Annotated in this window: 26 protein-coding genes; 12 read left to right on the forward strand and 14 right to left on the reverse strand. The window is 65.0% G+C overall.

Features of this window, described 5'->3' with window-relative positions:
* A partial coding sequence (locus IT472_RS07555; RefSeq protein ID WP_297180497.1) for a vitamin B12 dependent-methionine synthase activation domain-containing protein occupies positions 1–1,785 on the forward strand: 1,785 nt, incomplete at its 5' end.
* A 230-nt stretch (positions 1,786–2,015) separates the two neighbouring features.
* Here the strand turns inward: IT472_RS07555 and IT472_RS07560 are convergent.
* The 5 genes from IT472_RS07560 to IT472_RS07580 form a co-directional block, all read right to left on the reverse strand.
* On the reverse strand, positions 2,016–2,624 hold the full coding sequence (locus IT472_RS07560; RefSeq protein ID WP_343231820.1) for a DUF2058 family protein: 609 nt from the start codon (positions 2,622–2,624) through the stop codon (positions 2,016–2,018).
* Positions 2,625–2,638: 14 nt separating this feature from the next.
* The gene (locus IT472_RS07565) at positions 2,639–2,866 is read right to left on the reverse strand and encodes a SlyX family protein (protein ID WP_297180499.1); all 228 of its coding nucleotides are present in this window, start codon (positions 2,864–2,866) and stop codon (positions 2,639–2,641) included.
* Positions 2,867–2,868: 2 nt separating this feature from the next.
* Positions 2,869–4,215: a UDP-glucose/GDP-mannose dehydrogenase family protein gene (locus IT472_RS07570; RefSeq protein ID WP_297180500.1), complete on the reverse strand. Its 1,347-nt coding sequence runs from the start codon at positions 4,213–4,215 to the stop codon at positions 2,869–2,871.
* Positions 4,216–4,412: 197 nt separating this feature from the next.
* Entirely contained in the window at positions 4,413–5,279 is an 867-nt protein-coding gene (locus tag IT472_RS07575) for an FKBP-type peptidyl-prolyl cis-trans isomerase (protein ID WP_297180502.1), read from the reverse strand.
* 70 nt (positions 5,280–5,349) lie between these two features.
* Positions 5,350–6,264 (reverse strand): FKBP-type peptidyl-prolyl cis-trans isomerase, encoded by a 915-nt coding sequence (locus IT472_RS07580; protein ID WP_297180504.1) that lies wholly within the window; start codon positions 6,262–6,264, stop codon positions 5,350–5,352.
* A gap of 185 nt (positions 6,265–6,449) precedes the next feature.
* On the opposite strand from IT472_RS07580, the gene IT472_RS07585 reads away from it, so the two are divergent.
* The 5 genes from IT472_RS07585 to IT472_RS07605 are packed head-to-tail and all read left to right on the forward strand — an operon-like array spanning position 6,450 to position 9,701.
* On the forward strand, positions 6,450–6,698 hold the full coding sequence (locus IT472_RS07585) for a hypothetical protein (protein ID WP_297180506.1): 249 nt from the start codon (positions 6,450–6,452) through the stop codon (positions 6,696–6,698).
* Positions 6,699–6,701: 3 nt separating this feature from the next.
* Positions 6,702–7,073 carry a GntR family transcriptional regulator gene (locus IT472_RS07590; RefSeq protein WP_297180507.1) on the forward strand — a complete coding sequence of 124 codons (372 nt, stop codon included), beginning with the start codon at positions 6,702–6,704 and terminating at the stop codon, positions 7,071–7,073.
* Positions 7,070–7,945, forward strand: coding sequence for an ABC transporter ATP-binding protein (locus IT472_RS07595; protein WP_297180509.1), 876 nt, complete (start codon positions 7,070–7,072; stop codon positions 7,943–7,945). Before IT472_RS07590 ends, IT472_RS07595 begins: the two co-directional genes overlap by 4 nt.
* Complete coding sequence (locus IT472_RS07600) at positions 7,942–8,985, forward strand: hypothetical protein (protein ID WP_297180511.1); 1,044 nt, start codon at positions 7,942–7,944, stop codon at positions 8,983–8,985. The genes IT472_RS07595 and IT472_RS07600 overlap by 4 nt, the downstream gene beginning before the upstream one ends.
* A gap of 35 nt (positions 8,986–9,020) precedes the next feature.
* Positions 9,021–9,701 (forward strand): DUF2884 family protein, encoded by a 681-nt coding sequence (locus IT472_RS07605; RefSeq protein ID WP_297180512.1) that lies wholly within the window; start codon positions 9,021–9,023, stop codon positions 9,699–9,701.
* A gap of 286 nt (positions 9,702–9,987) precedes the next feature.
* Here the strand turns inward: IT472_RS07605 and aroA are convergent, their stop codons facing one another.
* From aroA to IT472_RS07630, 5 genes are all read right to left on the reverse strand, one after another.
* The gene (aroA, locus tag IT472_RS07610) at positions 9,988–11,280 is read right to left on the reverse strand and encodes a 3-phosphoshikimate 1-carboxyvinyltransferase (protein ID WP_297180514.1); all 1,293 of its coding nucleotides are present in this window, start codon (positions 11,278–11,280) and stop codon (positions 9,988–9,990) included.
* Positions 11,281–11,288: 8 nt separating this feature from the next.
* Positions 11,289–12,404 carry a histidinol-phosphate transaminase gene (gene hisC, locus IT472_RS07615; protein WP_297180516.1) on the reverse strand — a complete coding sequence of 372 codons (1,116 nt, stop codon included), beginning with the start codon at positions 12,402–12,404 and terminating at the stop codon, positions 11,289–11,291.
* Positions 12,401–13,534 carry a prephenate dehydratase gene (gene pheA, locus IT472_RS07620; RefSeq protein ID WP_297180518.1) on the reverse strand — a complete coding sequence of 378 codons (1,134 nt, stop codon included), beginning with the start codon at positions 13,532–13,534 and terminating at the stop codon, positions 12,401–12,403. The genes hisC and pheA overlap by 4 nt, the downstream gene beginning before the upstream one ends.
* 88 nt (positions 13,535–13,622) lie before the next feature.
* Positions 13,623–14,708 (reverse strand): 3-phosphoserine/phosphohydroxythreonine transaminase, encoded by a 1,086-nt coding sequence (serC, locus tag IT472_RS07625; protein WP_297180520.1) that lies wholly within the window; start codon positions 14,706–14,708, stop codon positions 13,623–13,625.
* 365 nt (positions 14,709–15,073) lie between these two features.
* Positions 15,074–15,346, reverse strand: coding sequence for a polyhydroxyalkanoic acid system family protein (locus IT472_RS07630; RefSeq protein WP_297180522.1), 273 nt, complete (start codon positions 15,344–15,346; stop codon positions 15,074–15,076).
* Positions 15,347–15,767: 421 nt separating this feature from the next.
* Here IT472_RS07630 and IT472_RS07635 point away from each other — a divergent pair, with 421 nt between their 5' ends.
* The 4 genes from IT472_RS07635 to IT472_RS07650 all read left to right on the forward strand — a co-directional run bounded on the left by IT472_RS07635 (position 15,768) and on the right by IT472_RS07650 (position 19,689).
* The gene (locus tag IT472_RS07635; protein ID WP_297180524.1) at positions 15,768–16,538 is read left to right on the forward strand and encodes an FHA domain-containing protein; all 771 of its coding nucleotides are present in this window, start codon (positions 15,768–15,770) and stop codon (positions 16,536–16,538) included.
* A gap of 68 nt (positions 16,539–16,606) precedes the next feature.
* On the forward strand, positions 16,607–17,842 hold the full coding sequence (locus IT472_RS07640) for a patatin-like phospholipase family protein (protein ID WP_297180526.1): 1,236 nt from the start codon (positions 16,607–16,609) through the stop codon (positions 17,840–17,842).
* A gap of 46 nt (positions 17,843–17,888) precedes the next feature.
* Positions 17,889–18,503: a phasin family protein gene (locus IT472_RS07645; RefSeq protein WP_297180527.1), complete on the forward strand. Its 615-nt coding sequence runs from the start codon at positions 17,889–17,891 to the stop codon at positions 18,501–18,503.
* Between the two features lie 202 nt (positions 18,504–18,705).
* Entirely contained in the window at positions 18,706–19,689 is a 984-nt protein-coding gene (locus IT472_RS07650; protein WP_297180529.1) for a restriction endonuclease, read from the forward strand.
* A 50-nt stretch (positions 19,690–19,739) separates the two neighbouring features.
* Here the strand turns inward: IT472_RS07650 and IT472_RS07655 are convergent, their stop codons facing one another.
* On the reverse strand, positions 19,740–20,600 hold the full coding sequence (locus tag IT472_RS07655; RefSeq protein ID WP_297180531.1) for a hypothetical protein: 861 nt from the start codon (positions 20,598–20,600) through the stop codon (positions 19,740–19,742).
* A gap of 134 nt (positions 20,601–20,734) precedes the next feature.
* Between IT472_RS07655 and IT472_RS07660 the strand changes: the two genes are divergently transcribed.
* Positions 20,735–21,157 (forward strand): hypothetical protein, encoded by a 423-nt coding sequence (locus IT472_RS07660; RefSeq protein WP_297180533.1) that lies wholly within the window; start codon positions 20,735–20,737, stop codon positions 21,155–21,157.
* A gap of 19 nt (positions 21,158–21,176) precedes the next feature.
* Here the strand turns inward: IT472_RS07660 and IT472_RS07665 are convergent, their stop codons facing one another.
* Together IT472_RS07665 and IT472_RS07670 are read right to left on the reverse strand one after the other, a co-directional pair.
* Positions 21,177–21,803 carry a TetR/AcrR family transcriptional regulator gene (locus IT472_RS07665; RefSeq protein WP_297180534.1) on the reverse strand — a complete coding sequence of 209 codons (627 nt, stop codon included), beginning with the start codon at positions 21,801–21,803 and terminating at the stop codon, positions 21,177–21,179.
* A gap of 13 nt (positions 21,804–21,816) precedes the next feature.
* Positions 21,817–22,074 carry an acyl-CoA-binding protein gene (locus tag IT472_RS07670; protein ID WP_297180536.1) on the reverse strand — a complete coding sequence of 86 codons (258 nt, stop codon included), beginning with the start codon at positions 22,072–22,074 and terminating at the stop codon, positions 21,817–21,819.
* Between the two features lie 134 nt (positions 22,075–22,208).
* On the opposite strand from IT472_RS07670, the gene IT472_RS07675 reads away from it, so the two are divergent.
* Entirely contained in the window at positions 22,209–24,200 is a 1,992-nt protein-coding gene (locus tag IT472_RS07675; RefSeq protein WP_297180538.1) for an SDR family oxidoreductase, read from the forward strand.
* A 500-nt stretch (positions 24,201–24,700) separates the two neighbouring features.
* Here the strand turns inward: IT472_RS07675 and IT472_RS07680 are convergent, their stop codons facing one another.
* On the reverse strand, positions 24,701–26,416 hold the full coding sequence (locus IT472_RS07680) for a M1 family metallopeptidase (RefSeq protein ID WP_297180540.1): 1,716 nt from the start codon (positions 26,414–26,416) through the stop codon (positions 24,701–24,703).
* Between the last annotated feature and the right edge of the window lie 368 nt (positions 26,417–26,784).

Here is a 26,784-nt window from a genome sequence, read left to right on the forward strand (position 1 = left end):
AAGGGGATCGACCGGTTCATCGACGAGGACACCGCCGAGGCGCTGGCGCAGTATGGTCGTCCGCTGGCGGTGATCGAGGGGCCGTTGATGGACGGCATGGGAGTCGTCGGCGACCTGTTTGGCGCCGGCCGGATGTTCCTGCCGCAGGTGGTCAAGTCGGCGCGGGTGATGAAGAAGGCGGTGGCCTGGCTGCTGCCCTTCATCGAAGCCGAGAAGGCACGCAGCGGCGATGCGCCCAAGAGCAATGGCAAGATCGTGATGGCCACGGTCAAGGGCGATGTGCACGACATCGGCAAAAATATCGTGGGCGTCGTGCTGGCCTGCAACAACTTCGAGGTGATCGACCTCGGGGTAATGGTGCCGGCACAAAAGATCCTCGATACCGCCAAGGCCGAGAACGCCGACATGATCGGCGTGTCCGGGCTGATCACGCCTTCGCTGGAAGAGATGACCCACGTCGCCCGCGAGATGCGCGTGCAGGGCTTCACCACGCCGCTGCTGATCGGCGGCGCCACCACCTCGCGCGCGCATACCGCACTGAAAATTTCACCGAATTACGAAACGCGCACGCTCTGGGTCAAGGACGCCTCGCGCGCGGTCGGCGTGGCGCAGTCGCTGATGTCGCTGGAACAGCGTGACACCGTCCTGAACGCCGCCAACGACGAATACGTGGAAATCCGCGAGCGCCATCGGCTGCGCGGCAATCCACAGAAATTGGTGACCCTGGAACAGGCGCGTGAACGCCGATTCCGCGGCGACTGGGCCAACTACACGCCGCCCGCGCCCCTGCAGCCCGGTCGGCATGTGTTTGATGACTATCCGCTCGCCGAGTTGGTCGAGTGCATCGACTGGACGCCGTTCTTCAATACCTGGGAGCTGGCCGGAAAGTATCCGGCGATCCTGACCGATCCGTTGGTTGGCGCCCAGGCCAGCGAGCTGTACAAGGACGCACGGGCGATGCTTGCGCGCATCGTTGGCGAGAAATGGCTGCGGGCGAAAGCGGTCTGCGAATTCTGGCCGGCCAACAGTGTGGGTGACGACATCGAACTGTCCCTTCTCCCTCCGGGAGAAGGTGCCCGAAGGGCGGATGAGGGGACGAAACGCGAATCATCCAAGCCCCACATCCGGACCCTCACCCCTGCCCCTCTCCCGGAGGGAGAGGGGAAAATCTGGCTTCGCTGCCTGCGCCAACAGGCCGACAAGCCGATCGAACGCCCGAACCTGTGCCTCGCGGATTTCATCGCGCCGAAGGACTCAGGCAAGCAGGACTGGATCGGCGCGTTCACCGTCACCGCCGGCTTGGGCATCGAGCCGCATATCGAGCGCATGCAGGCGGAACACGACGATTACAGCGTGATCCTGCTCAAGGCGCTGGCCGACCGCCTTGCCGAAGCCTTCGCCGAACGCCTGCACCAGCGCGTGCGCACGGAGTTCTGGGGCTACGCCGCGGACGAGACCCTGGACAACGAGGCCCTGATCGCCGAGGCCTATCGCGGCATCCGCCCGGCCCCGGGCTACCCGGCCTGCCCCGAGCACAGCGAGAAACGGGTGATTTTCGACCTGCTCGAATCGACGGCGAACACGGGCGTCATCCTGACCGACCACTTCGCCATGTATCCTGCATCCAGCGTGTCCGGGCTGTATTTCAGCCATCCGGACAGCAAGTACTTCGTGGTCGGCCGCGTCACCAAGGAACAGGTCGCGGACTACGCCAAGCGCAAGGGTGTGGACCTGAAACAGGCCGAACGCTGGCTGTCGTTCAACCTCGATTACGATCCGGAGTGAGCGGCCGCATTGGCGCCCGGTCGCTGAACATCAAAAGCGCCCCTCATCCGGCGCTGTGCGCCACCTTCTCCCCATCCGCGATGGGGAGAAGGAAAGCCAATAACCACGTTTCGACTTCACCGTGATCGGCTCCACCGCGAACTCGACGGTGCCATGGGCTCGACGACGTCATGAACTCGCCCCCTCTCCCCGCAGGCGGGGAGAGGGCTGGGGTGAGGGGCGGCGCAGGCTTACCAAATCAGATCGTCAGGCACCTGGTACTGCGGATCAGCATACGGGTCATCCGCGGCGAGCGCGTTCGGGTCCACCTTCAATGCCACCGCTGGCGCAAAGATAGCCTCGGCCTGTGCCAGCACCTCGGCCGTCACCAGCAGGTAACGACCATTGAGTTGCACCACGCCCAGTTGGCCTGCGTTGAGTGCCTTGAGCTGGTCGACAGTGACGTGCACGCGCTTGATCTTGCCGCCGTAGTCGAAGTGGCGCACATGCTCGGCATCGGCGGCGTTCAACGCCTTGTCCTTGAGGAACACCTCGAGCCTGGCGCGCGCCTCGCGGCGCTGGCGCGCGTCTTCCTGCTTGATCCGTTCGGCCTCGATGCGCTCGTCCTTCTCCTTCTGCGCGCGAATGGCAAAGGCCTTGGCGAGGTCGATCTCCCCCGGCGGCTTGAGCTTGCGATCCTGGCGCGGCCGACCGTCACGCGGTGGCTTGCCGGAGGCGCTGGCACCGGGTTGGCCGCGCGCTTGCAGGTGCGACCGCGGCGAGGGTTTTGCCGGTGTCGGCGGCTTGGGAGCGGACTTGAAACCCAGCCCCAACAGCTGGTCGCGCAGGGAATTGCTCATCGTGGTGCAGTGGCTCAGTAATGCGGTGGCGGCGGTTCGCTGGCGGCGTCGCCGGTGATCGGGCTGGCGGCCAGCGCGCTGCGCAATTGTCGCAGGTCTTCCAGCGCGCGATGCAACAGCAGCCCGTTGCGCGATTCGGTATCGCGCGCGGCGGCGAGCGCGTCGCTCAACTCCTGCAGCGCCTGCTCCTGGAAGGTCAGGCGGGTTTCCAGGTCAATCAACCGCTGTTCGAGATCGGACACGCTCAACCCTTGCGCACCGAACGCCCGCGCCCGATCCCGTAATAGGCCACGCCCGCCGCCTCGACCTCGGCAGGACGGTACAGGTTGCGGCCATCGAACAGCACCGCGTCGGCCAATGCGTTCTTCAGCGCGCCGAAATCCGGGCTGCGGAACTGCTTCCATTCGGTGATCACGATCAGGGCATCCGCCCCGTCCAGCGTCGCCGCGGACGAATCACACAGCACCAGATCGGCACGTTGGCCGTAGATCCGCTTCGCCTCGCCGATGGCCTCGGGGTCGAACGCCCGCACCTTGGCGCCGGCATCCCAGAGATGATCGAGCATGCGTCGGCTGGAGGCCTCGCGCATGTCGTCGGTATCCGGCTTGAAAGCCAGGCCCCACAGCGCCACGGTCTTGCCGCGGATGGCGCTGACGCTGCCGTAATGACGCACCATCAGCTCGAACAGATGGCTCTTCTGGGCGTCGTTGACGGCTTCCACGGCATCCAGCAGGCGCGTGCGTACGCCGTGCTGCAAGGCGGTTTTCGCCAACGCCTGCACGTCCTTGGGGAAGCAGGAACCGCCGTAGCCGGCACCGGGATAGATGAAGCCCCAGCCGATGCGCGGATCCGAGCCTATTCCCTTGCGCACCAGCTCCACGTCAGCCCCAACCTCTTCGGCGATGCGCGACATTTCGTTCATGAAGCTGATCTTGGTCGCCAGCATCGCGTTGGCGGCGTACTTGGTCAGCTCGGCCGAACGCACGTCCATCGCCACGATCCGCTCGTGGTTGCGATTGAACGGCGCGTACAGGCGCTTCATGGTGTCCAGCGCGTCGAGGCTGTCGGTGCCGATCACGATCCGGTCCGGACGCAGGCAATCCTCGACCGCGGCGCCTTCCTTCAGGAATTCCGGATTGGAGACCACCTCGAAGGCGATGTCCACACCACGCGCCGCCAGTTCCGCCGCGATCGTCGCGCTCACCTTGTCGGCGGTACCCACCGGCACGGTGGATTTGTCGACCACAACCGCCGACCGGCCGAGATGCTTGCCGATGGTCGCGGCCACCGCCAGCACGTATTTCAGGTCGGCGCTGCCATCCTCATCTGGAGGCGTGCCCACCGCGACGAAGATCACTTCACCGTGGGCGACGCCAGCAGCGGCATCGGTGGTGAACCGCAAGCGACCGGCGGCGTGATTGGCCTGCACCATCGGCGTCAGGCCTGGCTCGTAGATCGGCACGATGCCCGTGTTCAAGCCTTCGACCTTGGCCGCGTCCACATCCACGCACAGCACCTCATGGCCCACCTCGGCCAGGCAGGTTCCGGTGACCAATCCGACATAGCCGGTGCCGAAAATACAAACACGCATGGATTCGAACTCCCGATCAAACGATGGGAGAAGGCCCCATCACGAATGCAACTCGACACAGTCTGGCGGTCCAAGCCCGCACCGGCTGATTTCGCCAGTCCTGCAACGGGATGCTGGACAATCTCGCAGGATCGACCATACCCACTCCTGACCAGGCCACCGCACGTCATGACGACGCGCGGCGGTGGCCATCTGCGTCAGTGCGCCGGTGCAGCAGCCGGTGCAGCAGGTGCAGCGGCAGGTGCAGCGGCAGGAGCAGCGGCAGGAGCAGCAGCGGGCACGTCCGCGGGAGCACCGGGCGGCCGCTTGATGACCTCGAGCAATTCGACTTCGAACACCAGCACCTGATTCGGGCCGATCGTCGGCGGCGCGTCTTCGCCGTAGGCGAGGCGTGCCGGGATCCAGAAACGGAACTTGCTGCCGGTCGGCATCTGCTGCAGGCCTTCAGCCCAACCCGGGATCACGCCCGCCAGCGGCATGGTCGCCGGTTCGCCGCGGTCATAGGAGCTGTCGAACTTGGTGCCGTCGAGCAAGGTGCCGACGTAGTTGACCTTGACACCATCCTGCGCGCCGGGCTTGGGCCCGTTGCCCTGGGTGAGGATCTGGTACTGCAGTCCCGAAGCGGTGGTGACGACGCCCGGCTTCTTCCCGTTTTCGGTGAGGAACTTCTCGCCCTTCTCCTGGTTGGCGCGGGCCTGCTCCATCATCTGCTGGATCTGCCGGGCCTGCATCTTCTGCCCGAACGCCTGCATGATCTGCTGGGCTTGCGCGTCGGTGAGAAGAGCGCGGCCACCGCTCATCTGGGTCTTCAGCGCCTTGATGACGGTATTGATGTCGATCTCGTCCTTGATCTCGGTGAGCTGCTTGCCCATCGCCATGCCAATGGTGTAGCTGATCTGTTCCTTTTCGGTGGGCAAGCCAGGGTATTGGTTCGCCCCAGCAGTGGCGCCATTGGCATTGGCACCGCTCGGCCCCGTGGAAACGGGCTTGTCGCTGCCCTTGCAAGCGGCAAGCGCAAACAGCATGGCTGCGGTCAGCGCGGTGGTACGGATGATCGGGTTCATCGGTCTGTGGCTCCGGGGTGCGGGAAAGGACCGGCAGGGGGTGCCGGATGGATCGGGAAAAAGGTTGGACTCATTCGACGCCCAGCAGTTCCACGTCGAAAACCAGGGTTGCATCGCGTGGAATCGCCGGCGGTGAGCCGGTTTCGCCATAACCAAGCCTGGACGGGATCCAGAAGCGGTATTTCGCTCCAACCGGCATCAGCCCCAAGCCTTCGGTCCAGCCCGGGATGAGATCGCCGAGACTGAACAACGCAGGTTGGCCACGGTCGTAGGAACTGTCGAACTTGGTGCCGTCGAGCAGGGCACCGAGATAATTGACGCGGACTTGCTGGCCTGGGCGCGGCCGGATGCCGTTCCCCTGCTGGAGCACCTTGTACTGCAATCCGCTCGGGGTGACGAACACGCCCTGCTGCGTGCGATTGCCCTCAAGGAAGACCCGTTCGCGTTCCAGTGCGGCTGCATGCTCGGTTGCCCGCGCAGTCACACCGGCAGCCTGAACACGTGCCGCCAGGGCAGTGCGCACGCGCTCGATTTCGACAGCCGACAGCGCAGGCGTGATCCGGGCGTTTGCACCATCATGCAGCCCGCGCAGGAACATTGGCATATCGAATTCACCGCGCAAATTCGCCAGTGTTTGCCCCATGTTGCCACCGACGACAAGCCCTGCCTTGGTACGGTCCACGACAACCGCCGGCTTGCCGGATGCACGCGCCCCAATGCTGGCCATCAACGTGCGCAGGACGGAGCGCGCCTCCTGTTCGGGAACCAAGGGCGATCCACCCGCCATCGCATTTTCCATCCCACGCACGAACGCAGCTTCATCCAGGTCCTGCAAACCGGGCCCGATTGCACGTCCCGCGTCCAGGCCCTTCAGGTATCCAACCTTATCGCGTTCACTGGCAGGCGCAGCGTCTTGAGCAAGTGCAACGCCCGCAAACAGCGCAGCCGCGAGCAGCGCGCCGAGAATGCGCGTAAGCAGGTTCATCCAGATCTCCAACGGCAGCCCGGGGCGTCCGCCCCGCAGGCCCTATTGTCCTTGTTGGACATGCTTCGGGCAATCCTGAACCGGCGCAGACCATGTCTTTAGTTGGGTGTTTCGGGGCTTGACCATTCGAAATGTAGTGTTATACTTGCCTACAACACCAGATTCGTGGCCACGGAGATCCCTCCATGAAACACCGACCCAACACCCGCCCGACCCTGGCCTTGCTGGCCTTGGCCACCTTGGTCGCCAGTGTCCTTGCAGCGTTTTCCGCTGCAGCAGATCCGAATCCGGGCCAGGCTGTCCATGACCGCCAAGCGTTGTCTGCTGCGCCCCTCCGTGCCGCCGGCTCGACCACGCCGACTCGCCGCTCTGCCATACGGCGTCAGTTGCATTCGCTGCAAATGCCGTTCTTCTCCTTCCAGCCCCTGGGGTGAGCCATGACCACCATCGAATGGAGCGATGGCGCTCCGATCTACCGGCAACTCAAGGAACGCGTCGTGGCGATGATGCTCGACGGCCTGCTCAAACCCGGCGAAGCCCTGCCCTCGGTTCGGCAAGTCGCCGCCGAGTACCAACTTAACCCGATCACCGTCTCGCGCGCCTATCAGGAGCTCGCTGACGAGCAATTGGTGGAGAAGCGCCGCGGCCTCGGCATGTTCGTCACCGATGGCGCGACCAAGCGACTGCGCTCCAGCGAGCGCGAACGCTTCCTCAATGAGGAATGGCCGCAGATCCAGGAACGCATCCAACGGCTGGGTCTGTCCGTCGAAGAACTCCTAGACCCGAAACACAAGTGGGGGCCGAAATGAGCACCAGCACCAACTCAGCCGTTGTCACCGCCAAGGGGCTGCGCAAGGCGTACAAGAACAGCCTCGCCCTCGACGGCGCCGATTTCACCATCCCCACCGGCCGCATCGTCGGCCTGATCGGGCCCAATGGCGCCGGCAAGACCACCGCGCTCAAGGCCATCCTCGGCCTGATCCCGTTCGACGGTGAGATGAAGGTGCTGGGCAAGGACCCACGTACCGAACGTGACGCGCTGATGAATGACGTCTGCTTCATCGCCGACGTCGCCGTGCTGCCGCGCTGGATCACCGTCGATCAAGCCATCGAATTCGTGGCCGGCGTGCATCCGCGCTTTGATGCCGCCCGCTGCCGCGAGTTCCTCAAGGGCACCCAGCTCAAGCCAAAGCAGAAAGTGAACGAGATGTCCAAGGGCATGATCGTGCAACTGCACCTGGCCCTGGTCATGGCGATCGACGCCAAATTGCTGGTGCTGGACGAGCCGACCCTCGGCCTCGACATCCTCTACCGCAAGCAGTTCTACCAGCGCCTGCTGGAGGACTATTTCGACGAGGATAAAACCATCCTCGTCACCACCCACCAGGTCGAGGAGATCGAACACATCCTCACCGATGTGATGTTCATCCAGCACGGCAAGGTCGTGCTCGATGCCGCCATGGACACGCTCGGCGAGCGCTATGCCGAGGTGCTGGTGGATGCAGACAAGCTCGACGCCGCACGCGCGCTCAAGCCCAAGGACGAGCGCAGCCTGCCGTTCGGCAAGACCGTGATGCTGTTCGACGGGGCCGACCCGGCCCGCTTGGCCGAACTGGGCGAAACCCGCACGCCGGGTCTCGCCGACCTGTTCGTCGCCACCATGAAAGGGAGCTACGCATGAACGCCGTCATCGACACCGCCGACCGCGCCCCGGCCCGTCCGGCCGTGACGCATTCCACCCACAAGCTCAAGCTGCTGCTCAAGCGCGAATTCTGGGAGCACAAGGGCGGCTTTTTCTGGGCACCGATCTGGGCCTCCGCCATCTCGCTGCTGTTCACCCTGATGGCGCTGGGCATGGCCGAATACGTGCTGCGCAGCCACAACGGCCTCCACATCAACGGCAAGACCACGATCAATGGCCTCGACCTCGGCGCGTTGACCTCGCAGATGAGTCCCGAGGACATGGCGCAGCTGAGCCATGGCATCACCATGAGCACCGCCACCGCGATGTTCTGGCCGCTGCTGGTGCTGGGTTTCGTGGTGTTCTTCTACTGCCTCGGCAGCCTGTTCGACGAACGCAAGGACCGCAGCGTGCTGTTCTGGAAATCGCTGCCGGTCTCCGACCGCGACACCGTACTCTCGAAGCTCGCCAGCGCATTGCTGATCGCCCCGGCCATCGCCACCGCAATCGGCATCCTGTGCATGGTGGCCTACCTGTTGCTGCTCAGCGTGTTCGTGCTGATCCACGGTGCCAACCCGTTCACCCTGCTGTGGAACCCTGGCAACCTGCTGGCCAATGCCGGCGTGGCGATCGCGGCGCTGCCGATCTACGCCCTGTGGGCACTGCCCAGCGTCGGTTGGCTGATGCTGTGCTCGGCCTGGGCCAAGAGCAAGCCGTTCCTGTGGGCGATCATGATTCCGGTGTTCGCCGGCGTCCTCGTCAGCTGGTTCGACCTGATGAGTGTCTTCAACCTCGGCAGCAGCTGGATCTGGAAGAACGTGGTCGCGCATGTACTGGGCGGCGTGTTCCCGGGCACCTGGATGTTCGAAATGAATCCGACCATGCTGCAAACGCGAACCGACGCCTCACTCGACCATATGGCCGTCCTCAAAGGCATGTACTCGGTCATGGCCACGCCGCAACTGTGGGTCGGCGTCATCGCAGGCATCGCCATGATCATCGCCGCCATTCGCCTGCGCCGCTGGCGCGACGAAGGTTGATCCCGAACCCACTCCATTCTTCAGGAAGCGCCATCATGAACCGTCATCGCATTCTCGCCCTCGCCCTGCTCGCTTCGATCAGCCTGAGTGCCTGCAGTCAACCTGCCTCGACGCCGGGTTCCACGCCTGCCGCACAAGCCGGCCAACCGGCCAACCGCAGCTTCATCGGCGAGCAGGTGGACCGCGCGATGGACGCGGCGCGCAAGGAATTGCGCGAGAACAACCTCGCGCTGAATAACGGCGTCCAGATCAACGTCAACGGCCATCGCGTCTCCAGTCCAGGCGACAACCTGCCCAAGGCGGAAATCACTCCGCAAGGCGACCTGCTGATCGCCGGAAAGCCGGTGACCATCAACGCCGACCAACGCCAGCAACTGCTGACCTACCGCAACCAGATCATCGGCATCGCCGAGGCCGGCATGGCGATTGGCACGCAGGGTGCCGACATTGCCGGCAAAGCCCTGCAGGGCGTGGGCGAGGCCATCTTCGGCGGCGATCAGGGCCAGAGGAACTTCGAGGCGCGGATGGAGGCGGAGGGCAAGAAGATCGAAGCCCAGGCCAAGCTGCTCTGCAATCGACTGCCACCGCTGCTGGCCACCCAGAACCAGTTGGCCGCCTCCCTGCCCGAGTTCAAGCCCTACGCCACCATGACCCAATCCGACATCGACGACTGCGGCAAGGATGGCGACCGCGGCGTGGCCGTGACCAGCGACTGAAACGAGACACGGAATCGACGCAGGGATGCGTGGCGCAGGGACGCGCCAAATTACTCATCACCGCTTCAAGGTCGTGGTGCGCTGCAAAGGCGGCAAGGCCATGGCGTGACGCGGCGACCTCAGCGACGCGCTGCCCGGCCTGCCGCGCTTGGATCGAAAAAGCCGTCGCGATCCATCGGGGTCGGTCGCGAATGCTGGCGCAGGACGGTTCCCTTCGCGATGTGGCACCGATCATTGGCGACATCAGGTTCCAACCCCGTCCAGAAGCGAACAACCTCCTCGAAATTCACGTCAGGTTGAAGCCTGCCTCGCGCGCCAGCGCATCGAAGCCCGGGAACGAGGTCGCCACATTGGCCACGTCGCAAATGTGGATCTCGCCCGTTGCAACTTGCGCCGCCACCGCAAACGCCATCGCGATGCGGTGGTCGGCATGGCTGTGCACGATGCCGCCACGCAATGGGGCCGGATGGATCGTCGCACCATCGGGTGTTTCATCGACCTGGATGCCCGTTGCCCGCAGGCCTTCAGCCATCACGGCAATTCGATCCGATTCCTTCACCCGAAGTTCGGCGGCACCGCGCACAACGGTGGGGCCTTCGGCACAGGCCGCGGCAACGAACAGGGCCGGGAATTCGTCGATCATGTCCGGCACCAGGGCCTCGGACACCTCGATCCCGCGCAGTTGCGCGTGGCGCACGCGCAGGTCGGCGACGGGTTCACCGCCACAGTGGCTGGCGTTCACTTCCTCGATATCCGCGCCCATGTGCCGCAACACGTGCAGCAGGCCGGTGCGACGGGGATTCAGCCCCACGGCGCGCAAGCAAAGATCGGAACCGGGCACGATGCTGGCCGCGACCAGGAAGAATGCCGCCGAGGAAAAATCCGCCGGCACCACCACGTCGGTCGCACGCAGGCGCTGGCCGCCGCGCAGACGTGCGTAACCGGGCGAAAATTCGAGATCGACATCGAATGCAGCCAGCATGCGCTCCGTGTAATCACGGGTCGGGTGCGGCTCGACCACTTCCGTGTCCCCCTGCGCGTACAAACCCGCCAGCAGCAACGCCGACTTGACCTGTGCGCTGGCGACATCCAGCGCGTGCCGCGCGCCATGCAACTGCCGCCCGCCATGGATGTGCAGCGGCGGCAGGCCACCGTCGCTGGCGTCGATCCACGCGCCCATCGCCGCCAACGGATCGGTAACCCTTCGCATCGGGCGTTTGCGCAGCGAGTCATCGCCGGTCAGGGTCGAATCAAAGCGTTGCGCAGCCAGCAGTCCGGCCAGCAAGCGCATGCCGGTGCCGGCATTGCCACAGTCCAGCGGTGCCACGGGTGCGTGCAGCCCGTCGATGCCGACGCCATGCACGATCCGGCGCGATGGTGATGGCGTGTCGATACGCACGCCCATGTTGGAAAAAATCGCAGCGGTGGCGCGTGTGTCCTCGCCTTCGAGGAACCCGTCAATCGTGGACACCCCATCGGCCAGCGCAGCCAGCATGATCGCGCGGTGCGAGACCGATTTGTCACCCGGGATCGACACGCTCCCGTGCAATGCGCTGCCAGCGCCAGCACGCCAATCCATTCGACCGCTCACGCCTGCACCTCGTCCAGCGCCGCCAGCAGGCGGGCATTCTCTTCCGCCGTGCCCACGGTGATGCGCAGGCAATCGCCCAAACCGTAGCCCCCCATCGGCCGCAGGATGATTCCGCTCGCGACCAAGGCGGCTTCGATCCAGTCAGTCCCGGCACCGAATTCCACCAGCAGGAAATTCGTCTGCGATGGGCAGACCCATAGACCCCGGTCGCGCAGCGCATCGGCCAGGGCATGCCGCTGCACGACATTGGCCGCCGCCGTGGCCTGCAAATGCACCGTATCGGCCAACGCCGCCTGCGCCGCCGCCAGGCCCAAGGCATTGACGTTGAAACTTTCGCGCACGCGCTCCATCACGGCGATGCAGGCCGGATGTGCCACCGCGTAGCCCACCCGCAAGCCGGCCAGCGCATAGGCCTTGCTGAAAGTGCGGGTGACGATCAGGTTCGGATACTGCGCGAGCAGGTCCAAGGCGCTGGCGTAGTCAGGCGCATCGACCAGTTCTGCATACGCTTCGTCCACCACCACCAGCACGTTCGGCGGCACCTGCGCGAGGAATCCGGCGAACGCGTCACGGCCATACCAGGTGCCGGTGGGGTTGTTCGGGTTGGCGAGGTACACCAGCTTGGTGCGCGGCGTGATCGCAGACAACAGCGCATCCAGATCGTGGCCGCGCGGCATCGCGTGGTCACGCGCATTGGCCGATGCCAACCGCAGCGTCGCGCCGGCCGCCTGCGCCGCCAGCGCATACACGGCAAATCCAAACTGCGATGCCACCACCTCGTTGCCCGCTCCGGCAAACACCTGCGCGAACTGCATCAGCAGTTCGTGCGAGCCATTGCCCAGCAGCAGCTGCGCGGTCTCGACACCGTGCTTGGCGGCCAGCGCCTGCTTGAGATCACCACCCAGCGGATCGGGATAGATGTGCAGACTGGCCAGTGCATCGACCACCGCCTGCCTGGCCTTGGGGCTGGCGCCGTAGGGGTTCTCATTCGAACCCAGTTCCACCAGCCTCGCCGAGCCCACGGCACGACGCAGGGCAACCAGATCGTGACCGGGATCGTAGGCACGCAGGCCACGGATCCCCGGCTGGGCGAGCGCAACGAAGTCGATCACGTGATCGCTACCGGGTAGGAGCCCAGCACCCGCACCTCATCGCCCAATCCACCGATCTCGTCCAGCGCATCCTTGAGCGGCGCCTCATCGCAATGGCCCGCCACGTCGATGAAGAAGGCGTACTGCCAACGATGGCCGTGCTCCGGACGCGATTCGATCCGGTTCATGCTGATGCCACGCCGCGCCAGCGGTTCCAGCACGCCATACAGCGCGCCCGGGCGGTCACGGATGAACACCAGCAGGGAGGTGCGGTCATTGCCGGACGGCGGGAACGGCTGCCGCCCGATGACCAGGAAGCGCGTGGTGTTGTCGCTGCGGTCCTCGATCGGGCCTGCGATCTTTTTCAGCCCGTACACCAGTGCGGCCGATTCGCCAGCAATCGCCGCGGCGTCGTCGGAATTACGCGCACGGCGTGCGCCTTCGGCATTGCTGGCCACCGGCAATTTTTCCACCCCCGGCAAGTTGGTGCGCAGCCAGCCCGCGGTCTGTGCCAGTGCCTGTGGATGACCGAAGATGCGCTCGACGTCCTCGATGTGGCCGCTGCGCGACAGCAGGTATTGGTGCACGCGCAGCTCGACCTCGCCGCAGATGCGCAGCGGCGAGCTCAGGAACATGTCCAAGGTCACCTGGATCGTGCCCTGCCCGGAATTTTCCACCGGCACCACGCCGAAATCGGCGTGTCCCGCCGCCACTTCCTGGAACACTTCCTCGATGCTGGCCAGCGGCAGGCCGTGCGCGGAATGGCCGAAATGCTTGTGCACCGCCTGCTGGCTGAAGGTGCCTTCGGGGCCGAGGTAGCCGATTTTCAGCGGCTCCTGCTGGGCGAGGCAGGCCGACATCACCTCGCGGAACAGCCGCACAAGGACCTCGTCCGAGAGCGGGCCGGCATTGCGATCCACCACCCGTCGCAGCACCTGGGCCTCGCGCTCGGGGCGGTAGTAGTCCACCGCCGCCGCCAGCTTGCCCTTGGCCTTGCCGACCTGGTGCGCCCAGCGTGCGCGCTCGGCGATCAGGCTCTGGATCTGTTGGTCGATGCCGTCGATCTGCGCACGGACCTGCGAGAGATCGGGCTTGGCCTCGCTTGCCGACGGCTTCTTTCGTTCGTCACTCCCGCGCAAGCGGGAGTCCATGGACATTGCCTCAACCGCACCAACGTCCTTGGATCCCCGCTTGCGCGGGGATGACGAGTTGGGTGCGTCTGGCGACTTGCCTTTTTTCTTAGCCATGGGCTTTCCGGAACTCCTGCATGAAATCGACCAAGGCCTGCACGCCGGCTTCCGGCATGGCGTTATAGAGCGAAGCGCGCATGCCGCCGAGCACGCGATGGCCTTTCAAGGCCACCAATCCGGCGGCCTTGGCTTCCGCAAGGAAGGCCGTGTCCAGCGCCGGATCGTGGAGGAAGAACGGCACGTTCATGCGTGAACGCGCAGCCGCGGTCACCTCGTTGCGGTAATAGCCACCGGAGCCGTCAATGGCGGCATACAGCAGCGCGGCCTTGCGGGCATTGCGACGGGCGAATTCTTCCACCCCGCCTTCCGCCAGCATCCACTGCACAGTCAGGCCCAGCACATACCAATTCCAGCTCGGCGGCGTGTTGAGCATCGACTCCGCCTTGTCCTGCGCGCGGTAATCGAGGATCGGCGCGCGCGGCTGGCCGTCGCGTTGCAGAAGATCGCGGCGCACGATCAGGACGGTGATGCCGACCGGGCCGAGGTTCTTCTGCGCACCGGCGTAGACGATGCCGAACTTGCGGATATCCAGCGGCTCGGAGGCGATCGAGGAACTGAAATCGGCGATCAGCGGGGCATCGCCAGCTTCGGGAATATCCCGCCATTCCACGCCGTGGATGGTTTCATTGGCAGTGACATGGACATAGGCAGCATCGGCTGAAAGCCGCCACTGTGCGCGTCCTGGCAGATCATGGAAGCCGCCGGCTTCGCTGCTGGCCGCGATCCGTGCATCCACGCAAGGCGCAGCCTGCTTGAGCGCAGTCTTGCCCCAGTGGCCGCTGACCACATAGTCACAAGCCTGCCCCGCCGCGGCGAAATTGAGCGGCAGCAGCGCCTGCACGGTGGTCGCGCCGCCAGCGGTGAAGATCACCGCGTAGTCGTCGGGGATCGACAGTAGGGTGCGCAGGTCAGCTTCGGCCTGCCGCGCCACCGCCAGGAAATCGGCGCCGCGATGGCTGATTTCAAGGATCGAGGCGCCGCAGCCGCGGTAATCCAGCAGTTCATCCTGCGCTTGACGCAGGACCGCTTCAGGCAGGGTGGCCGGACCTGGACTGAAATTGTAGGCGCGCATCATGGGGGGGGAATTGGTGGCTCCGGAATCCCGCAGTATGCCGCAGTGCAGCACGTCTGCGTGGCCCCAACGCCACGGCCGGCAGATGACGACCGGTCATCGGCATAGAATCGCACGCGCCAACGGCCCGCAAAACCAACCAGCCGGCGGCTCAAAGACCCGGCAGGATTCGGCGCCCCAGAGGCGGGACACCCCATGGCGAAAGGGATTGCCCAGGGAAACGCTGATTGAGTCGGCGTTGCCTGCCGACCATGAATGGTCGGCCGTGGATCGATCACCGAAGTGATTGATCCGCGTGCGCTGCGTCCGGGCATGCACCGGACGCAGCGTGTGCTGACACGTCCAGGAGGGACTTGGTCAGCATGGTCCTAGAACCGATCGTCCAGTACGCGGCGGATTTCAGCCTCGATCGGATCCTTGAACATCGCCGCGAAGAAGCCCAGCTTCGCACGCACGTTCAGTGCGTCCTTCTCCAGTTCGATGTGCCCATCCACCCCCGGGCGCGAAAAATTCAGGACATCGCCGTCCCATCCGTATTCGATCCCGAAACGTTCCGCGAGCTTCGCCGCCACCTCGTCCACAGCTTCACGCGCCCTGGCCCGGGACAGGGAATGACGATGTCGTATATCGATGCGTGACATGGGAGTCCGAAACATGGGTGGAAAATGCGACGCAAGGCCAACCCCATGCGCCTTCGGCCATGCTAACAGCCCGATGCAAGTACACAGAAGCCCCCCAGACTGCAGCGCAGTCGCCCGGGAATGCCCAAGGCCACGCTTGGTCGGCGTTGCCTGCCGACCATGGATGGCCGGCCACGGATCGATCACCGACGTGATTGATCCGCGTGAGCGGCGTCCGGGCATGCGCCGGACGCTGCGTGTGCTGACACGTCCAGGAGGGACTTGTTCAGCATGGTCCTGACTGCCCAAGGCGCATTTGATCAATTCAGTGGTTCCCGCCAGCGATGGATGACCGGCTGACAACGCCTGGATGGAGGGTGATCGTCTTCACACTTGGGCATATCCCGACCCAGCCCGCACGCAACCTGCTAGATTGACCGCGATGAGCCAACCGTTACTGCAGTTCTGCGACGACAGCCAACCCGACCTGGCCCTGGGGGTCGGAGTCCAGTCGATCGGCCGCAACGGCGGAGGCCTTGCACCGACGGTCAATGGTGCGCCTTGGTTATTGCAGTTAAGCAATGACCGCCGTGGAATCTGGATGGCGGTTGCGGAAGGACAACACGGAGTCCACGTGAATGGACGTCCGATCCAGCAACTTGCCATGCTTCGTGCTGGCGACAGCATCCACGTCGACGGCCGCAAGCTGCTTGTGCTCGCCACTGCCGATACCGGGCACCCGCTCGACTCCGCTCCACCACAGGATCCTGCAGCCAGCGTGCGGCTCGTGCTGCGTGGCATCGGCGGCCGCCACCATGGACGCAGCGTGAGCCTTGGGCAGCCCTGCCGGATCGGCAGCGCGGCAGACGCAAGCCTGCACATCGAAGGCCATGGCATCCATCCGCAACACGCCGTGATCGAGGAACGCAATGGCCAAGTGCTGCTGCACGCAGCCGCCGGGGATGTCCAGGTCAATGGCCAGCCGGTCCGCGATGCCGTGCTGCACGGCGGCGACCAGATCGTGTTCAGCCTCGAACACCGCTTCGTGCTGGAAGCACCGCCGACTTCGGTGCCGCCGCGCTCACATCCCGAAGTGGATACCCCACCAGCGCCCCCCCAACACGGCTGGATCAGCAGGATTCCGTGGCTGCTGGTGGCTGCCGTGCTGCTCGCCGCAGGCCTGACCGCCCTACTGGCCTTCGGCCAGCGTTGAGGCGCCCCGGTGCTTGCTGCACGCCGGGGTCCGCTACACTCGTCCAGTCCAGTCCACGAGGCCAAGACATGCTTTCGATTCACTCCGCCCGTGTTCCTGGCCACGGGAGGCGCCGCTCACGCATCGGCCTGGCCATTGCTGGCGGCGGCCCGATCGGGGCGATGTACGAATTGGGCGTGCTGCGCGCGCTCGAGGAAGCCTGCGATGGCCTCGACCTCACCCGCCTCGATGGCTATGTCGGGGTCAGTTCCGGCGCGTTTTTCGCAGCCGGCCTCGCTAACCGCATGGACACCGCCGAGCTGTGCCGGATCTTCCTCAAGGGGGAATGTTCGGACGCGGATTTTCGGCCGGAGATCTTCCTGCAGCCGGCATTCCGGGAATACCTCAAGCGTGCTGCCGCGATCCCGGAACAGGGCATGCGGTTATTGCACGACCTGGTCGCGCCGGAAACCGGCTCGCGCTGGTCGGAAGTCCTCAACCGGCTCGGGGGACTGATTCCGACCGGCCTGTTCGACAATGCGCCGGTGGAGCATTTCCTGTGCGAATTGTTCAGCCGCAACGGCCGCAGCAACGATTTCCGGACCCTCAAGCGCAAGCTGTTCGTGATCGCGGTCGACCTCGACAGCAGCGCAACCACCTGTTTTGGCGGGCCCGACTGGGAGGACGTGCCGATCTCCCGCGCAGTGCAGGCCAGCTCGGCCTTGCCCGGCTTGTATCCGCCGGTCGAACTGCGCGGCCGACACTTCGTCGACGGCGCCCTGCGCCGCACCATGCACGCCTCGGTCCTGCTCGACCGAGGCGTCGACCTGCTGCTCGGCATCAACCCGTTGGTGCCGTTCAACCCGACCCACGACGCCCGATCTCACCGCTTCGGTGACCGCCGGATCGCCCAAGGGGGCTTGCCGGGGGTGCTCTCACAAACCCTGCGCACCATGCTGCAATCGCGCATGCAGGTCGGTCTTGCACGCTATCCGGAACGCTACCCGCACATCGACCAAATCGTGTTCGAGCCCAATCCGATCGATCGCGACCTGTTCTACACCAACATCTTCAGCTTCTCTGCACGCCGGCGAATCTCCCAACTCGGCTACCGCAATACCCTGGATGACCTGCGCAACCGACGGGATGCCTTCGAGCCGGTGCTGGCTCAGCACGGCATCAGCCTGAATGACGAGGTACTCGCCGACAGCGGACGATCCCTGCTCGACGCCCTGCCTCCCGGTGTACGCAGGACCCCGACCACCGCCCAACTCGCGCGCAACCTCGACGACCTCGAGCATTCCCTGCGCCACGGCGTGGTGTGAAAACTCTAGACAACCGGCGGATGCTGTGCCGCAATCCATCCACCTCATGCGTCGTCTCGACGTCGGGAAAACCGCCATGGCAAAACTCAAGAAATCCGCAGGCAAGACCTCGTCAGGAGCCAACCAATCCGCTGCGCAGTCCGAAGCCGCGCGCCAGAGCCGCTCGATCACCGAGTCCGCCCAGCAGATCTGGCTGGCCGGGATGGGCGCGTTCAACCGTGCCCAAGCCGAAGGCAGCCGCCTGTTCGAGAGTCTGGTCCGCGACGGCCTGTCGCTGGAGCAGACCGCCCGGCGTTTTGCCGGCAACCGTGTCCATGGAGTGAAAGGCGCGATGGAAGACCGCGTCGGCCAGGCCAAGGAGCGTGCGGCCGACACTTGGGACAAGCTGGAGAAGGTGTTCGAAGAACGCGTCCAGCGTGCGCTGGTCAAGCTCGGCGTGCCCGGTCGTGACGATCTCAATGCACTCACCGAGCGCGTGGAGCGCCTGACCGCCACCCTGAAGCAACGCGGCGCATCCGTGACCAAACCCGCCGCGGGCAAATCCGCCAAGGTGGCCCGGCCTGCCGCGACGAAAAAAGCCAGCTCGGTCAAGCCGAAACCAACCAAGGCAAAACCGGCCGGAAAGACCACGAAAGTCGCCAAGACCGGCAAGTCGGACTGACCCACGGTCAGGGATAAAGTGGCTTCCCGGCTTGACGCGAGTCGGATGCCTGTCCAAGCCTGACCACGTCCAGAGGCACCCGCCATCCCGGCCAAGCCGACCGGGATGGCCGTTCTGACTTCAGCGACGAAGACCCTGAATTACGGCCCAAGCAAGCCCCGTCGCGGTATAGTTGCGCCCAATTCAACGCTGCCATTTCCGCATGATGCCTGTCCTGATTGCCTTGCTCGTCTTCATTTCGGCCGGAATCGGCCTGACCCTGTGGCTCCGCAGCCAACACGGAGGCAGCCAGATCGAACCGCAGCGTCGCGGCGCCGACCAGCTTTCGCATCTGCGCTGGCGCGAATTTGCACGCTTGGTCCTGCAGGCCATGCACGGCCGCGGCTACCGTCCGGTGATCGGACCGGACGATCCACCCGACGGCATTCCCAGCGACGGCAGCGACATCCTGCTCGAACGCGACGGCCAGCGCGCGCTGCTGTCCTGCCAGTACGGCTCCGGCTCGACGGTTGCCAGCCAGATCGTTGCCGCCGCAGCCAGCCATGCATCCCTGCGCGGGGCCCGGCGAGTCATCGTGGTGACCCCGGGTAAATTCGACGGCGGGGTTGCCGAGGTCGTGGCCCAGCATGACGTGGAACTCATCGATGGCGAAACCCTGTGGCCGGAAGTGCGACCCTACGTTGCCCATCCCGACGCACCAGCTGCTGCTCCGACACCGACGACTCCGCCCAAGACGATCGCCTTCGCTTGGCTCGGCGCTGCGCTTGCCGGCGCAATCGCCTTCGTCGCGGTGGACGCGGTCCTGCCCTCTGCAAACAACGGAAACACCGATCCTGCCGTCGCCGTCGCGCCCACGCCGGTGACCTCGGCACCCCAGGCTGCTGAGCCAGCGGCGGCCAGCAACGCCCAGAACCCCCAATCCGGCGTTCCCACCGACTTCCGTGAATTGGACCAGCGTCGCAAGGAAGCAGCCAATGCGGTCGCCACCCTGTTCGGGGTCAGCCGCGCCCTGTGGTCCAGCCAGTCCACCCTGATGGTGTACCTGTCCTCCCCGAATGCAGATCCGATGAACGACATCTGCCCGCTGCTGGAACAGTACCCGGAACTGGCGGCATCGCGCATCCAACTGCAACCACCGGAAGGCAGCGACAAGCCGGTGCGCTTCACCCACTGCCGCGCGTATTGAGGCCAACGCCGGTCCGCCGTTAATGCATGGCACCAACGGCGGCCGCGCGATCAATCCTCGATCTGCGCGCGCGCCCAGGCCGCGTCCAGCGTCTCCATCGCATCCAGCGGCTTGCACTTGCCCGCCTTCTCGTAGGCTTCGGCGGCGGCATCCTCGTTGCGGCGCGCATCCAAGAGCAGCAGCAGGTTGCCGTGTTCGACATGGGCAATCGGCGATGCCGGCGTGAGTTTGAGCGCCTCGCGGATGTGCTTGTCCGCCTCGGACGCCTTTGCACCGTAGGTCAGACCACCGATCATCGCGCCGATCTTGCCGACGATCTCGGCGTGGTAGAGCGCCAGCGCCATGTGCGCCTCGGCATGCTTTGGCGCCAGTTCCAGCGCTGTATCCAGCGACGCACGCACCTTGCCGGCGATGCCGAGCTTGAGTGCCTTGGCGATCGAAATACCCTGGCTATAGCGCCCGAGTGCAAACGCATGCCGGTAGTGGCTGTTGGCCTCGTCCGGCAAGGCCTTGACCGCTGCTTCGGCGAGCTTGCCGCCCAGCTCATGCCGACGCAGGCGCTCGTCCTCATCCTCGACCAGATAGGTCGCATGGATCCCCAGCGCCTTCACCGCCACCGACGCACCGACCGGACCCAACGCCTCCCCGGCCTCGAAGGCCTGCTGGAAGTCGCCGCGATGGAACGCACGCCACGCATCCTGCAACGCCGCCGCCAGCGCATCGGCATCGAGCTTGGGTGCCGCCTTGCCCGCGGCCTTGAGCAGTGCTGCCGCGTGCTTGGCATCGGGGTACGGCTCGCAATCACCGGCATGCAACTTCGGCCATGCCTTCTTCAGCGCGTCGCCAGCGAACTGGAAGGCTTTTGCGTCATGCGGGAAGGCGGCCCACCCAGCGGATTTTTTCGCAGCCATGTCAGGGTATCTCCAGCGGTCTGTGTGCCCTGCGAGCATCGGGCCTCGAAGGCGCGATGGCAAGCGCGACGGTAGTGTGAAAGCTCGACATCGAGGCGGCATGCTGTCCCCAGTTTCCCACCCAGGAGTCCGCCATGGCTGCCCGCAAGAACGCAACGACCCGCGCTCCCCGCAACGAAATCCTCGATGTCAACCCCCGCCACGTGTGGCTGGCCGCGCTGGGCGGCTTGGTGGTCGCACGACGTGGCATCGCCGGCGCCCTGCACCAGGCTGGCCTGCGCATGAACGTCGCCAGCGCCGACGCACGCGATGCCATGCGTCAATTCGACACCACCGCCCGCGCCGGCATCGAAGGCCTGAATGATCGGATTCAGCCGTTCCTCTGCCCGATCGGCCGCACCGTGCAGGCCGGGATCGCGCCGCTCGCCGAGCGGGTCGGGCTCAAGCTCGGCGCCAAGCATGCCGAACGCCGCAAGGCGGCGACCACCAAGACCCGCACCGGTCGCAGCGCCGCGCGCAAGCCGGTTGCACGCAGGAAGGCTGCGGCTGCCCGCTGATCCGCCCCCCCGCACCCAGTCAGTCGAGATAGGCGCGGGTCAGGGTGTTGAGGTGGACGCGCTCGGCATCGCGCAGGAAGGGTGAGATCGACATCATCACCTGCACGATGCCGTCACGGATCGAGGCACGCTCGTCGTGGTCACCGCGTGCCGCCGCGTAGTTCATCCAGAACGTCGCGATCACCAGGATATTGGTGGCGGCCGCGTTCATTTCCGCCACCGACGCACGCAGGATGCCGGCCTGCAGCAGGCCGCGCAGGACCGCATGGGCGCGCTCGTCGGCACGTTTGAGGATGCGTGCAAAGCGCATCCGCAGGCGCCGGTTGCGGGTCAGGATATCGACCAGGTCGCGGTACAGGAAGCGGTAATCCCAGATGCACTCGAAGACGAGGTGCAGCTGCAGCCAGACATCCTCCAGCCCCGGCAGCCGACCCTCGGGTGCCGCCAACGCCGCATCCATCCGCGCCTCGTAGCCCGCGAACAGCTGCTCGATGATGTCGTCCTTGTTGCGGAAGTGGTAATACAGGTTGCCCGGGCTGATCTCCAGCTCGTCGGCGATGTGGTTGGTGGTGACGTTCGGCTCGCCCTGCGCGTTGAACATCGCAAGCGAAGCATCGAGGATGCGCTGGCGGGTTTGCCTGGCCACGGAAACGCCCCGATCAGCTCGTCAGTTTCTTCACCAGATCGATGTACTTCTGCATCGCCTGCGCCTGGTCGGTGCCCGCAAGCTTGCTCCAGGCCTCGTATTTGGCGGTGGCGACGAAATCGAAGAATCCCGGCTTGGGCCCACTGACATCGCCCTCGCTGCCCTGCTTGTACAGCGCGTACAGGCGCAGCAGGGTGTCGTTGTCCGGTTTCTCCGTCAGCCCCTTGATCGCGACTGCAGCCTGTTCGAACGCAGCCTTCAGATCGGCCATGACCCACCTCCGTGCTTGGATGCGGCCATATCAGCACGCGTCGGCGCGGGGGTCAATACGGCAGAGCATTGTCGCGCGGCCCGCGGTCTGGCAACGTAGACGCCACGGCGTCACATCACGGCAGGGAACTGGACATGAGCTATTTCGTCACCGGCGGCACCGGCTTCATCGGCCGGCACCTGATCGACCTCCTCCTCAAGCGCAAGGGCACGATCCACGTGCTGGTGCGCAAGGAATCGATGAAGAAGTTCAACGCGCTGGCGAAACGACAGGGTTGGGACGGCAAGCGCGTGGTCGCGGTGCCCGGCGACATGACCGCGCCGCGCTGCGGCCTCACCGCCGCGCAACTGCGCAGCTTGGGTGGAGGGAAGATCAAGCACTTCTTCCACCTCGCCGCGATCTACGACATGGCTGCAGACGCCGAGTCGCAGCGGGCGGCCAATATCGACGGCACCCAGCACGCGCTCGATCTCGCCGCGGCGCTGAAAGCCGGCTGCTTCCACCACACCAGCTCGATTGCCGCAGCCGGCATGTATCCGGGCGTGTTCCGCGAGGACATGTTCGATGAGGCCGAAGGCCTGAATAACCCCTATCTGCGCACCAAGCACGATTCGGAAGGCCTGGTGCGCGCAGAGAAGCGGATCAAGTGGCGGATCTACCGGCCCGGCATGGTGGTCGGCCATTCGCAGACCGGCGAAATGGACAAGATCGACGGGCCTTACTACTTCTTCACCTTCCTCAAGAAGCTGCGCCAGATGCTGCCGCCGTGGATGCCGACGCTCGGCATTGAAGGTGGCCGGATCAATATCGTGCCGGTCGATTTCGTCGCCGCAGCGATGGACCACATCGCCCACAAGCCACGCCTCGATGGGCGCTGCTTCCACTTGACCGACCCGGAGCCGATGCGCGCCGGCGAGGTGATCAATACCTTCGCCCGCGCCGGACACACCCCGCAGATGACCATGCGCATCGACGCGCGGATGTTCGCCTTCGTCCCCGGTGGCGTGCGGGCCGCGGTCGGCAGCCTGCCGCCGGTGCGACGCTTCATCGGCATGTTGCTGCGTGATTTCCGGATCCCGAAGGACGTGCTCGGCTTCATCACCTACCCCACCCGCTTCGACAACCGCGAAGCCGAACGCGCGCTCAAGGGCAGCGGGATCAGCGTGCCACGGCTGGATGACTACGCCTGGCGGCTGTGGGATTACTGGGAGCGCCACCTCGATCCGGACCTGTTCGTCGACCACTCGCTCAAGGGCAAGGTGCGCGGCAAGGTGGTGGTGATCACCGGCGGCTCGTCCGGGATTGGCCTGTCCACCGCGCAACGCGTGGCCGAAGCAGGTGCGATCACCGTGATCGTCGCCCGTGGCGAGGAAGAACTGTTCAAGGCGCGCGACGCCATGGTTGCCGCCGGAGGCAAGGTGTTTGCCTACACCGCCGACCTCGCCGACCTCGCCGACTGCGACCGCCTGGTCAAGACCGTGCTCGAGAAACACGGCCATGTCGACGTGCTGGTCAACAACGCGGGACGTTCGATCCGGCGCTCGATCGCGCTCAGCTTCGATCGCTTCCATGATTTCGAGCGCACCATGCAGCTCAACTACTTCGGCAGCCTGCGCCTGATCATGGGCTTCATGCCGAAGATGCTCGAACGCCGCAAGGGTCACATCATCAACATCAGCTCCATCGGTGTTCTGGCCAATTCACCGCGTTTCTCGGCCTATGTCGCCTCCAAGGCGGCGCTCGACGCCTTCAGCCGCTGCGCCCAGGGCGAGCTGTCCGGCAAGAACATCGCCTTCACCACCATCAACATGCCGCTGGTGAAGACGCCGATGATCGCGCCGACCAAGATGTACGACAGCGTGCCGACGCTCACCCCGGACGAAGCTGCCGATCTGGTGGTCAAGGGGATCATCGAGCGCCCGAGCCGGATCGCGACGCGCCTGGGCATCTTCTCCGCCCTGCTCAACGCGGTGGCACCGAAGGCCTACGAAGTGGTGATGAGCACCGCCTTCGAACTGTTCCCGGACTCCGCCGCCGCCAAGGGCGAAGGCAAGGGCGGCAAGGAGGAAGCGCCGAGCCAGGAACAGATCGCGTTCGCGGCGGTGATGCGCGGGGTGCATTGGTAGACCGCGACCGGGTTGAAATTGCACGCCGCGATTTGCAACGCGTCGCAGGCCACCCGACCGGGAAGTGCATGGTACGGCTGCGGGACGTCGCGGGTCACCCGGTGGAAAGTGCATGGCGCGGGCTGCGATGCGTCGCGGGTCGCCCGGTCGGGTTCGCCGCTCAACACTCCGCGTCCGGCTCCGATTCGCGGGCGCAGGCCATCCCTGGCCTGCTCGAACCCGACCGGGCAACCCGCGACCTGAGGTCTCTCGCGCCTTGCGGTCTCAACCCGCAGATTCTGTTATCTGCAGCAAGACCGTCGTTCCGGCTCCCGAAAACGCAAACAAAACCCAGCGTGCCGCGCTGAAACCACAGGGCCGCCTGCCTGCGTGATCGGTCCGAGCGGGCCATGGATGGCCCGCGGCGGCGCATCGAAGCTGGATGCGTAGCCTGCGCGGCGGGCCGAACACGCAGGCAGGCGGCCGGCGCGGACGCAAGCAATACCCCGAAAGACCCGGTATTACGGCCGCGCTGCCGCGCGCGCGCGTTCGGCCATGTCGCGTTGGTAGTCGGCCATGTAAGGCAGATCACGCAGCACCCGAGAACGTGGATCGAGGGTGTAGCTCTCATCCGCAGCGATGGCGACTTCGCCCTGCCCGTTCGTCATCGGCAGGTCGACCACGCGCTGGCCAACGCGCACCTGCACCGGCATCGGGAAGGGCTTGTCGCCTTCGGTCTTCCAGTGCAGCACCAGCCGGTCGCCCTTGCGTTCGGCCAGCAGTTGCGGCAACTGCACCGAGCGCAGGTAGACATCGAAGAACCAGCCGTAATCCTTGCCCGTCACGCGATTGACGATCTTGATGAAGTCATCGGTGGAGGCGTAGCGCGGATGGAAATTGCCGGGGCGCGGGGTGTCGGTGCCGTACACCAATTCACGGGTGGCGCGAAAGAAGGCCTCGTCACCGATCAGGCCGCGCAAGGTGTGCAGCATCAGCGCGCCCTTGTAATAGACATCGTTGCCGGGGCCGCGGCTGGCATCGCTCACATCCTTTTCGGTCATCGGATGCCCAGTCACGATCGGGTAGCGCAACATCAGCACCGTACGCATCTTCATCAGCGCCGCCATGTACTCCATGTCGCCGCGTAGCCACTGCAGGTACAGCGGCTGCATGTAGGTGCCGAAGCCCTCGTGCAGCCAGAAGTCGTCCCAATCGACATTGGTGAGCTGGTTGCCGAACCATTCGTGCGCGAACTCGTGCTGCAACAGCCAGTCGTAGCCGGTTTCCGCCTTCTTGTAATCGTTGCCGTAGGCATTGACGGTCTGGTGCTCCATGCCGAGGTAGGGCGTTTCGACCACGCCCATCTTTTCATCGGCGAACGGATACGGGCCGATGTTCTCCTCGAAGAAATCCAGCATCGGGGTGAACTCGGCGAACAGGCCTTCGGCCTTGGCCCGGTTGCCCTTCAGGTACCAGTAGCGCAACGGGATGACATTGCCGTAGCGCGATTTGTAATCGGCCTGCAACAGCTCGTAAGGGCCGATATTGAGGGTGACGGCATAGGTGTCGAGCTGCTTGGCGCGCCAGGTGTAGGTGCGCCAGCCATCGTGCTCCTGCATGCCTTCGGCCACGCCATTGCCGACCGCAACCAAGGGCGCGGGCACGGTGACCCGCTCCACCACCTCCAGCGGCTCAGCCATCGGGTGGTCGATGCAGGGCCAGAGCAGGTCGCAGCCCTCGCCCTGCACCGCTGTTGCCACCCACAGCTCACCCGTGGGAGCCTTGGCCCAGACGATCCCACCATCCCAAGGAGCCCGCTTGGCAACGTGTGGATGCCCGCCATAACGAATGCGCAGGACGACCTGCGCGCCAGCCGGCAGCGGTTTGGCGAGCTCGACCGTCATCCGTCCATCCGGATTGCTCCAGCGCGCCGGCGTCCCGTCCACCGTGACGGAGGCAACCGTGTAGTTGCGGTCCAAATCAACCACCAGACGCGCCACTGGCTTGTCCAAGCGCAGGTGCAGGCTGGCATCGCCCTCCAGCCATTGCCGCGCAGGATCGACCTTGAACGACAGATCGGCCAAGGCAATGGTCGACGCCAACTGTTCGGGCGTGCGCGGCAACCCGGTTGCGGCCGTGATGGTGGTCAGGGCAGGCTGTACCGGCTGCTCGGCCTGAACAGGAAGCAACGGTGCAAGCAGCAGCGCCGCAACCCGTGCGTGCGTGAATGAGGGCATGACTTGAAACCTCCAGACGGCACGATTGCTTGCAATGCAGGCAATTGCGCGTGTCGATGGTCACGGCCTCGCATGGACCATAACCTGAATGGGAGCTTGCATTGTGTCGGAAAACGGGCGAACGTCAGCATCGATTCATTCAAGCAATTGTCAACTGCATGCCACAGGCGCAAATGGTTTGCGCCCCGGGGAGAGTTCAACAATGAGCCGCACGCCCGCCACCCGCACCCTGACGGTTGCACTGCTAGGCGCCCTGCTTGCCGTGGGTTATGTGTCAACGGCCTTTGCACAGCAGGACCAGAACCAGCGATTCCGCCGTGGTGATCGACAGCAGAATTCCAGCCAGAGCCAGTCCAACGACAGCGGCA

The sequence above is a fragment of the Thermomonas sp. genome (assembly GCF_020850895.1).
Classification (GTDB): domain Bacteria; phylum Pseudomonadota; class Gammaproteobacteria; order Xanthomonadales; family Xanthomonadaceae; genus Thermomonas.

Excerpts from the sequence above, each read along its gene's own strand:
- aroA (WP_297180514.1), bottom strand. The coding sequence starts at position 11,280 with ATGGATTGGCGTGCTGGCGCTGGCAGCGCATTGCACGGGAGCGTGTCG.
- IT472_RS07585 (WP_297180506.1), top strand. The coding sequence starts at position 6,450 with ATGAAACACCGACCCAACACCCGCCCGACCCTGGCCTTGCTGGCCTTG.
- IT472_RS07680 (WP_297180540.1), bottom strand. The coding sequence starts at position 26,416 with ATGCCCTCATTCACGCACGCACGGGTTGCGGCGCTGCTGCTTGCACCG.
- IT472_RS07635 (WP_297180524.1), top strand. The coding sequence starts at position 15,768 with ATGAGCCAACCGTTACTGCAGTTCTGCGACGACAGCCAACCCGACCTG.
- IT472_RS07670 (WP_297180536.1), bottom strand. The coding sequence starts at position 22,074 with ATGGCCGATCTGAAGGCTGCGTTCGAACAGGCTGCAGTCGCGATCAAG.
- IT472_RS07590 (WP_297180507.1), top strand. The coding sequence starts at position 6,702 with ATGACCACCATCGAATGGAGCGATGGCGCTCCGATCTACCGGCAACTC.
- IT472_RS07600 (WP_297180511.1), top strand. The coding sequence starts at position 7,942 with ATGAACGCCGTCATCGACACCGCCGACCGCGCCCCGGCCCGTCCGGCC.
- IT472_RS07570 (WP_297180500.1), bottom strand. The coding sequence starts at position 4,215 with ATGCGTGTTTGTATTTTCGGCACCGGCTATGTCGGATTGGTCACCGGA.
- IT472_RS07645 (WP_297180527.1), top strand. The coding sequence starts at position 17,889 with ATGCGTCGTCTCGACGTCGGGAAAACCGCCATGGCAAAACTCAAGAAA.
- IT472_RS07630 (WP_297180522.1), bottom strand. The coding sequence starts at position 15,346 with ATGTCACGCATCGATATACGACATCGTCATTCCCTGTCCCGGGCCAGG.
- IT472_RS07595 (WP_297180509.1), top strand. The coding sequence starts at position 7,070 with ATGAGCACCAGCACCAACTCAGCCGTTGTCACCGCCAAGGGGCTGCGC.
- IT472_RS07675 (WP_297180538.1), top strand. The coding sequence starts at position 22,209 with ATGAGCTATTTCGTCACCGGCGGCACCGGCTTCATCGGCCGGCACCTG.
- IT472_RS07650 (WP_297180529.1), top strand. The coding sequence starts at position 18,706 with ATGATGCCTGTCCTGATTGCCTTGCTCGTCTTCATTTCGGCCGGAATC.
- IT472_RS07560 (WP_343231820.1), bottom strand. The coding sequence starts at position 2,624 with ATGAGCAATTCCCTGCGCGACCAGCTGTTGGGGCTGGGTTTCAAGTCC.
- IT472_RS07605 (WP_297180512.1), top strand. The coding sequence starts at position 9,021 with ATGAACCGTCATCGCATTCTCGCCCTCGCCCTGCTCGCTTCGATCAGC.
- IT472_RS07660 (WP_297180533.1), top strand. The coding sequence starts at position 20,735 with ATGGCTGCCCGCAAGAACGCAACGACCCGCGCTCCCCGCAACGAAATC.
- pheA (WP_297180518.1), bottom strand. The coding sequence starts at position 13,534 with ATGGACTCCCGCTTGCGCGGGAGTGACGAACGAAAGAAGCCGTCGGCA.
- serC (WP_297180520.1), bottom strand. The coding sequence starts at position 14,708 with ATGATGCGCGCCTACAATTTCAGTCCAGGTCCGGCCACCCTGCCTGAA.
- IT472_RS07575 (WP_297180502.1), bottom strand. The coding sequence starts at position 5,279 with ATGAACCCGATCATCCGTACCACCGCGCTGACCGCAGCCATGCTGTTT.
- IT472_RS07640 (WP_297180526.1), top strand. The coding sequence starts at position 16,607 with ATGCTTTCGATTCACTCCGCCCGTGTTCCTGGCCACGGGAGGCGCCGC.
- IT472_RS07580 (WP_297180504.1), bottom strand. The coding sequence starts at position 6,264 with ATGAACCTGCTTACGCGCATTCTCGGCGCGCTGCTCGCGGCTGCGCTG.
- IT472_RS07655 (WP_297180531.1), bottom strand. The coding sequence starts at position 20,600 with ATGGCTGCGAAAAAATCCGCTGGGTGGGCCGCCTTCCCGCATGACGCA.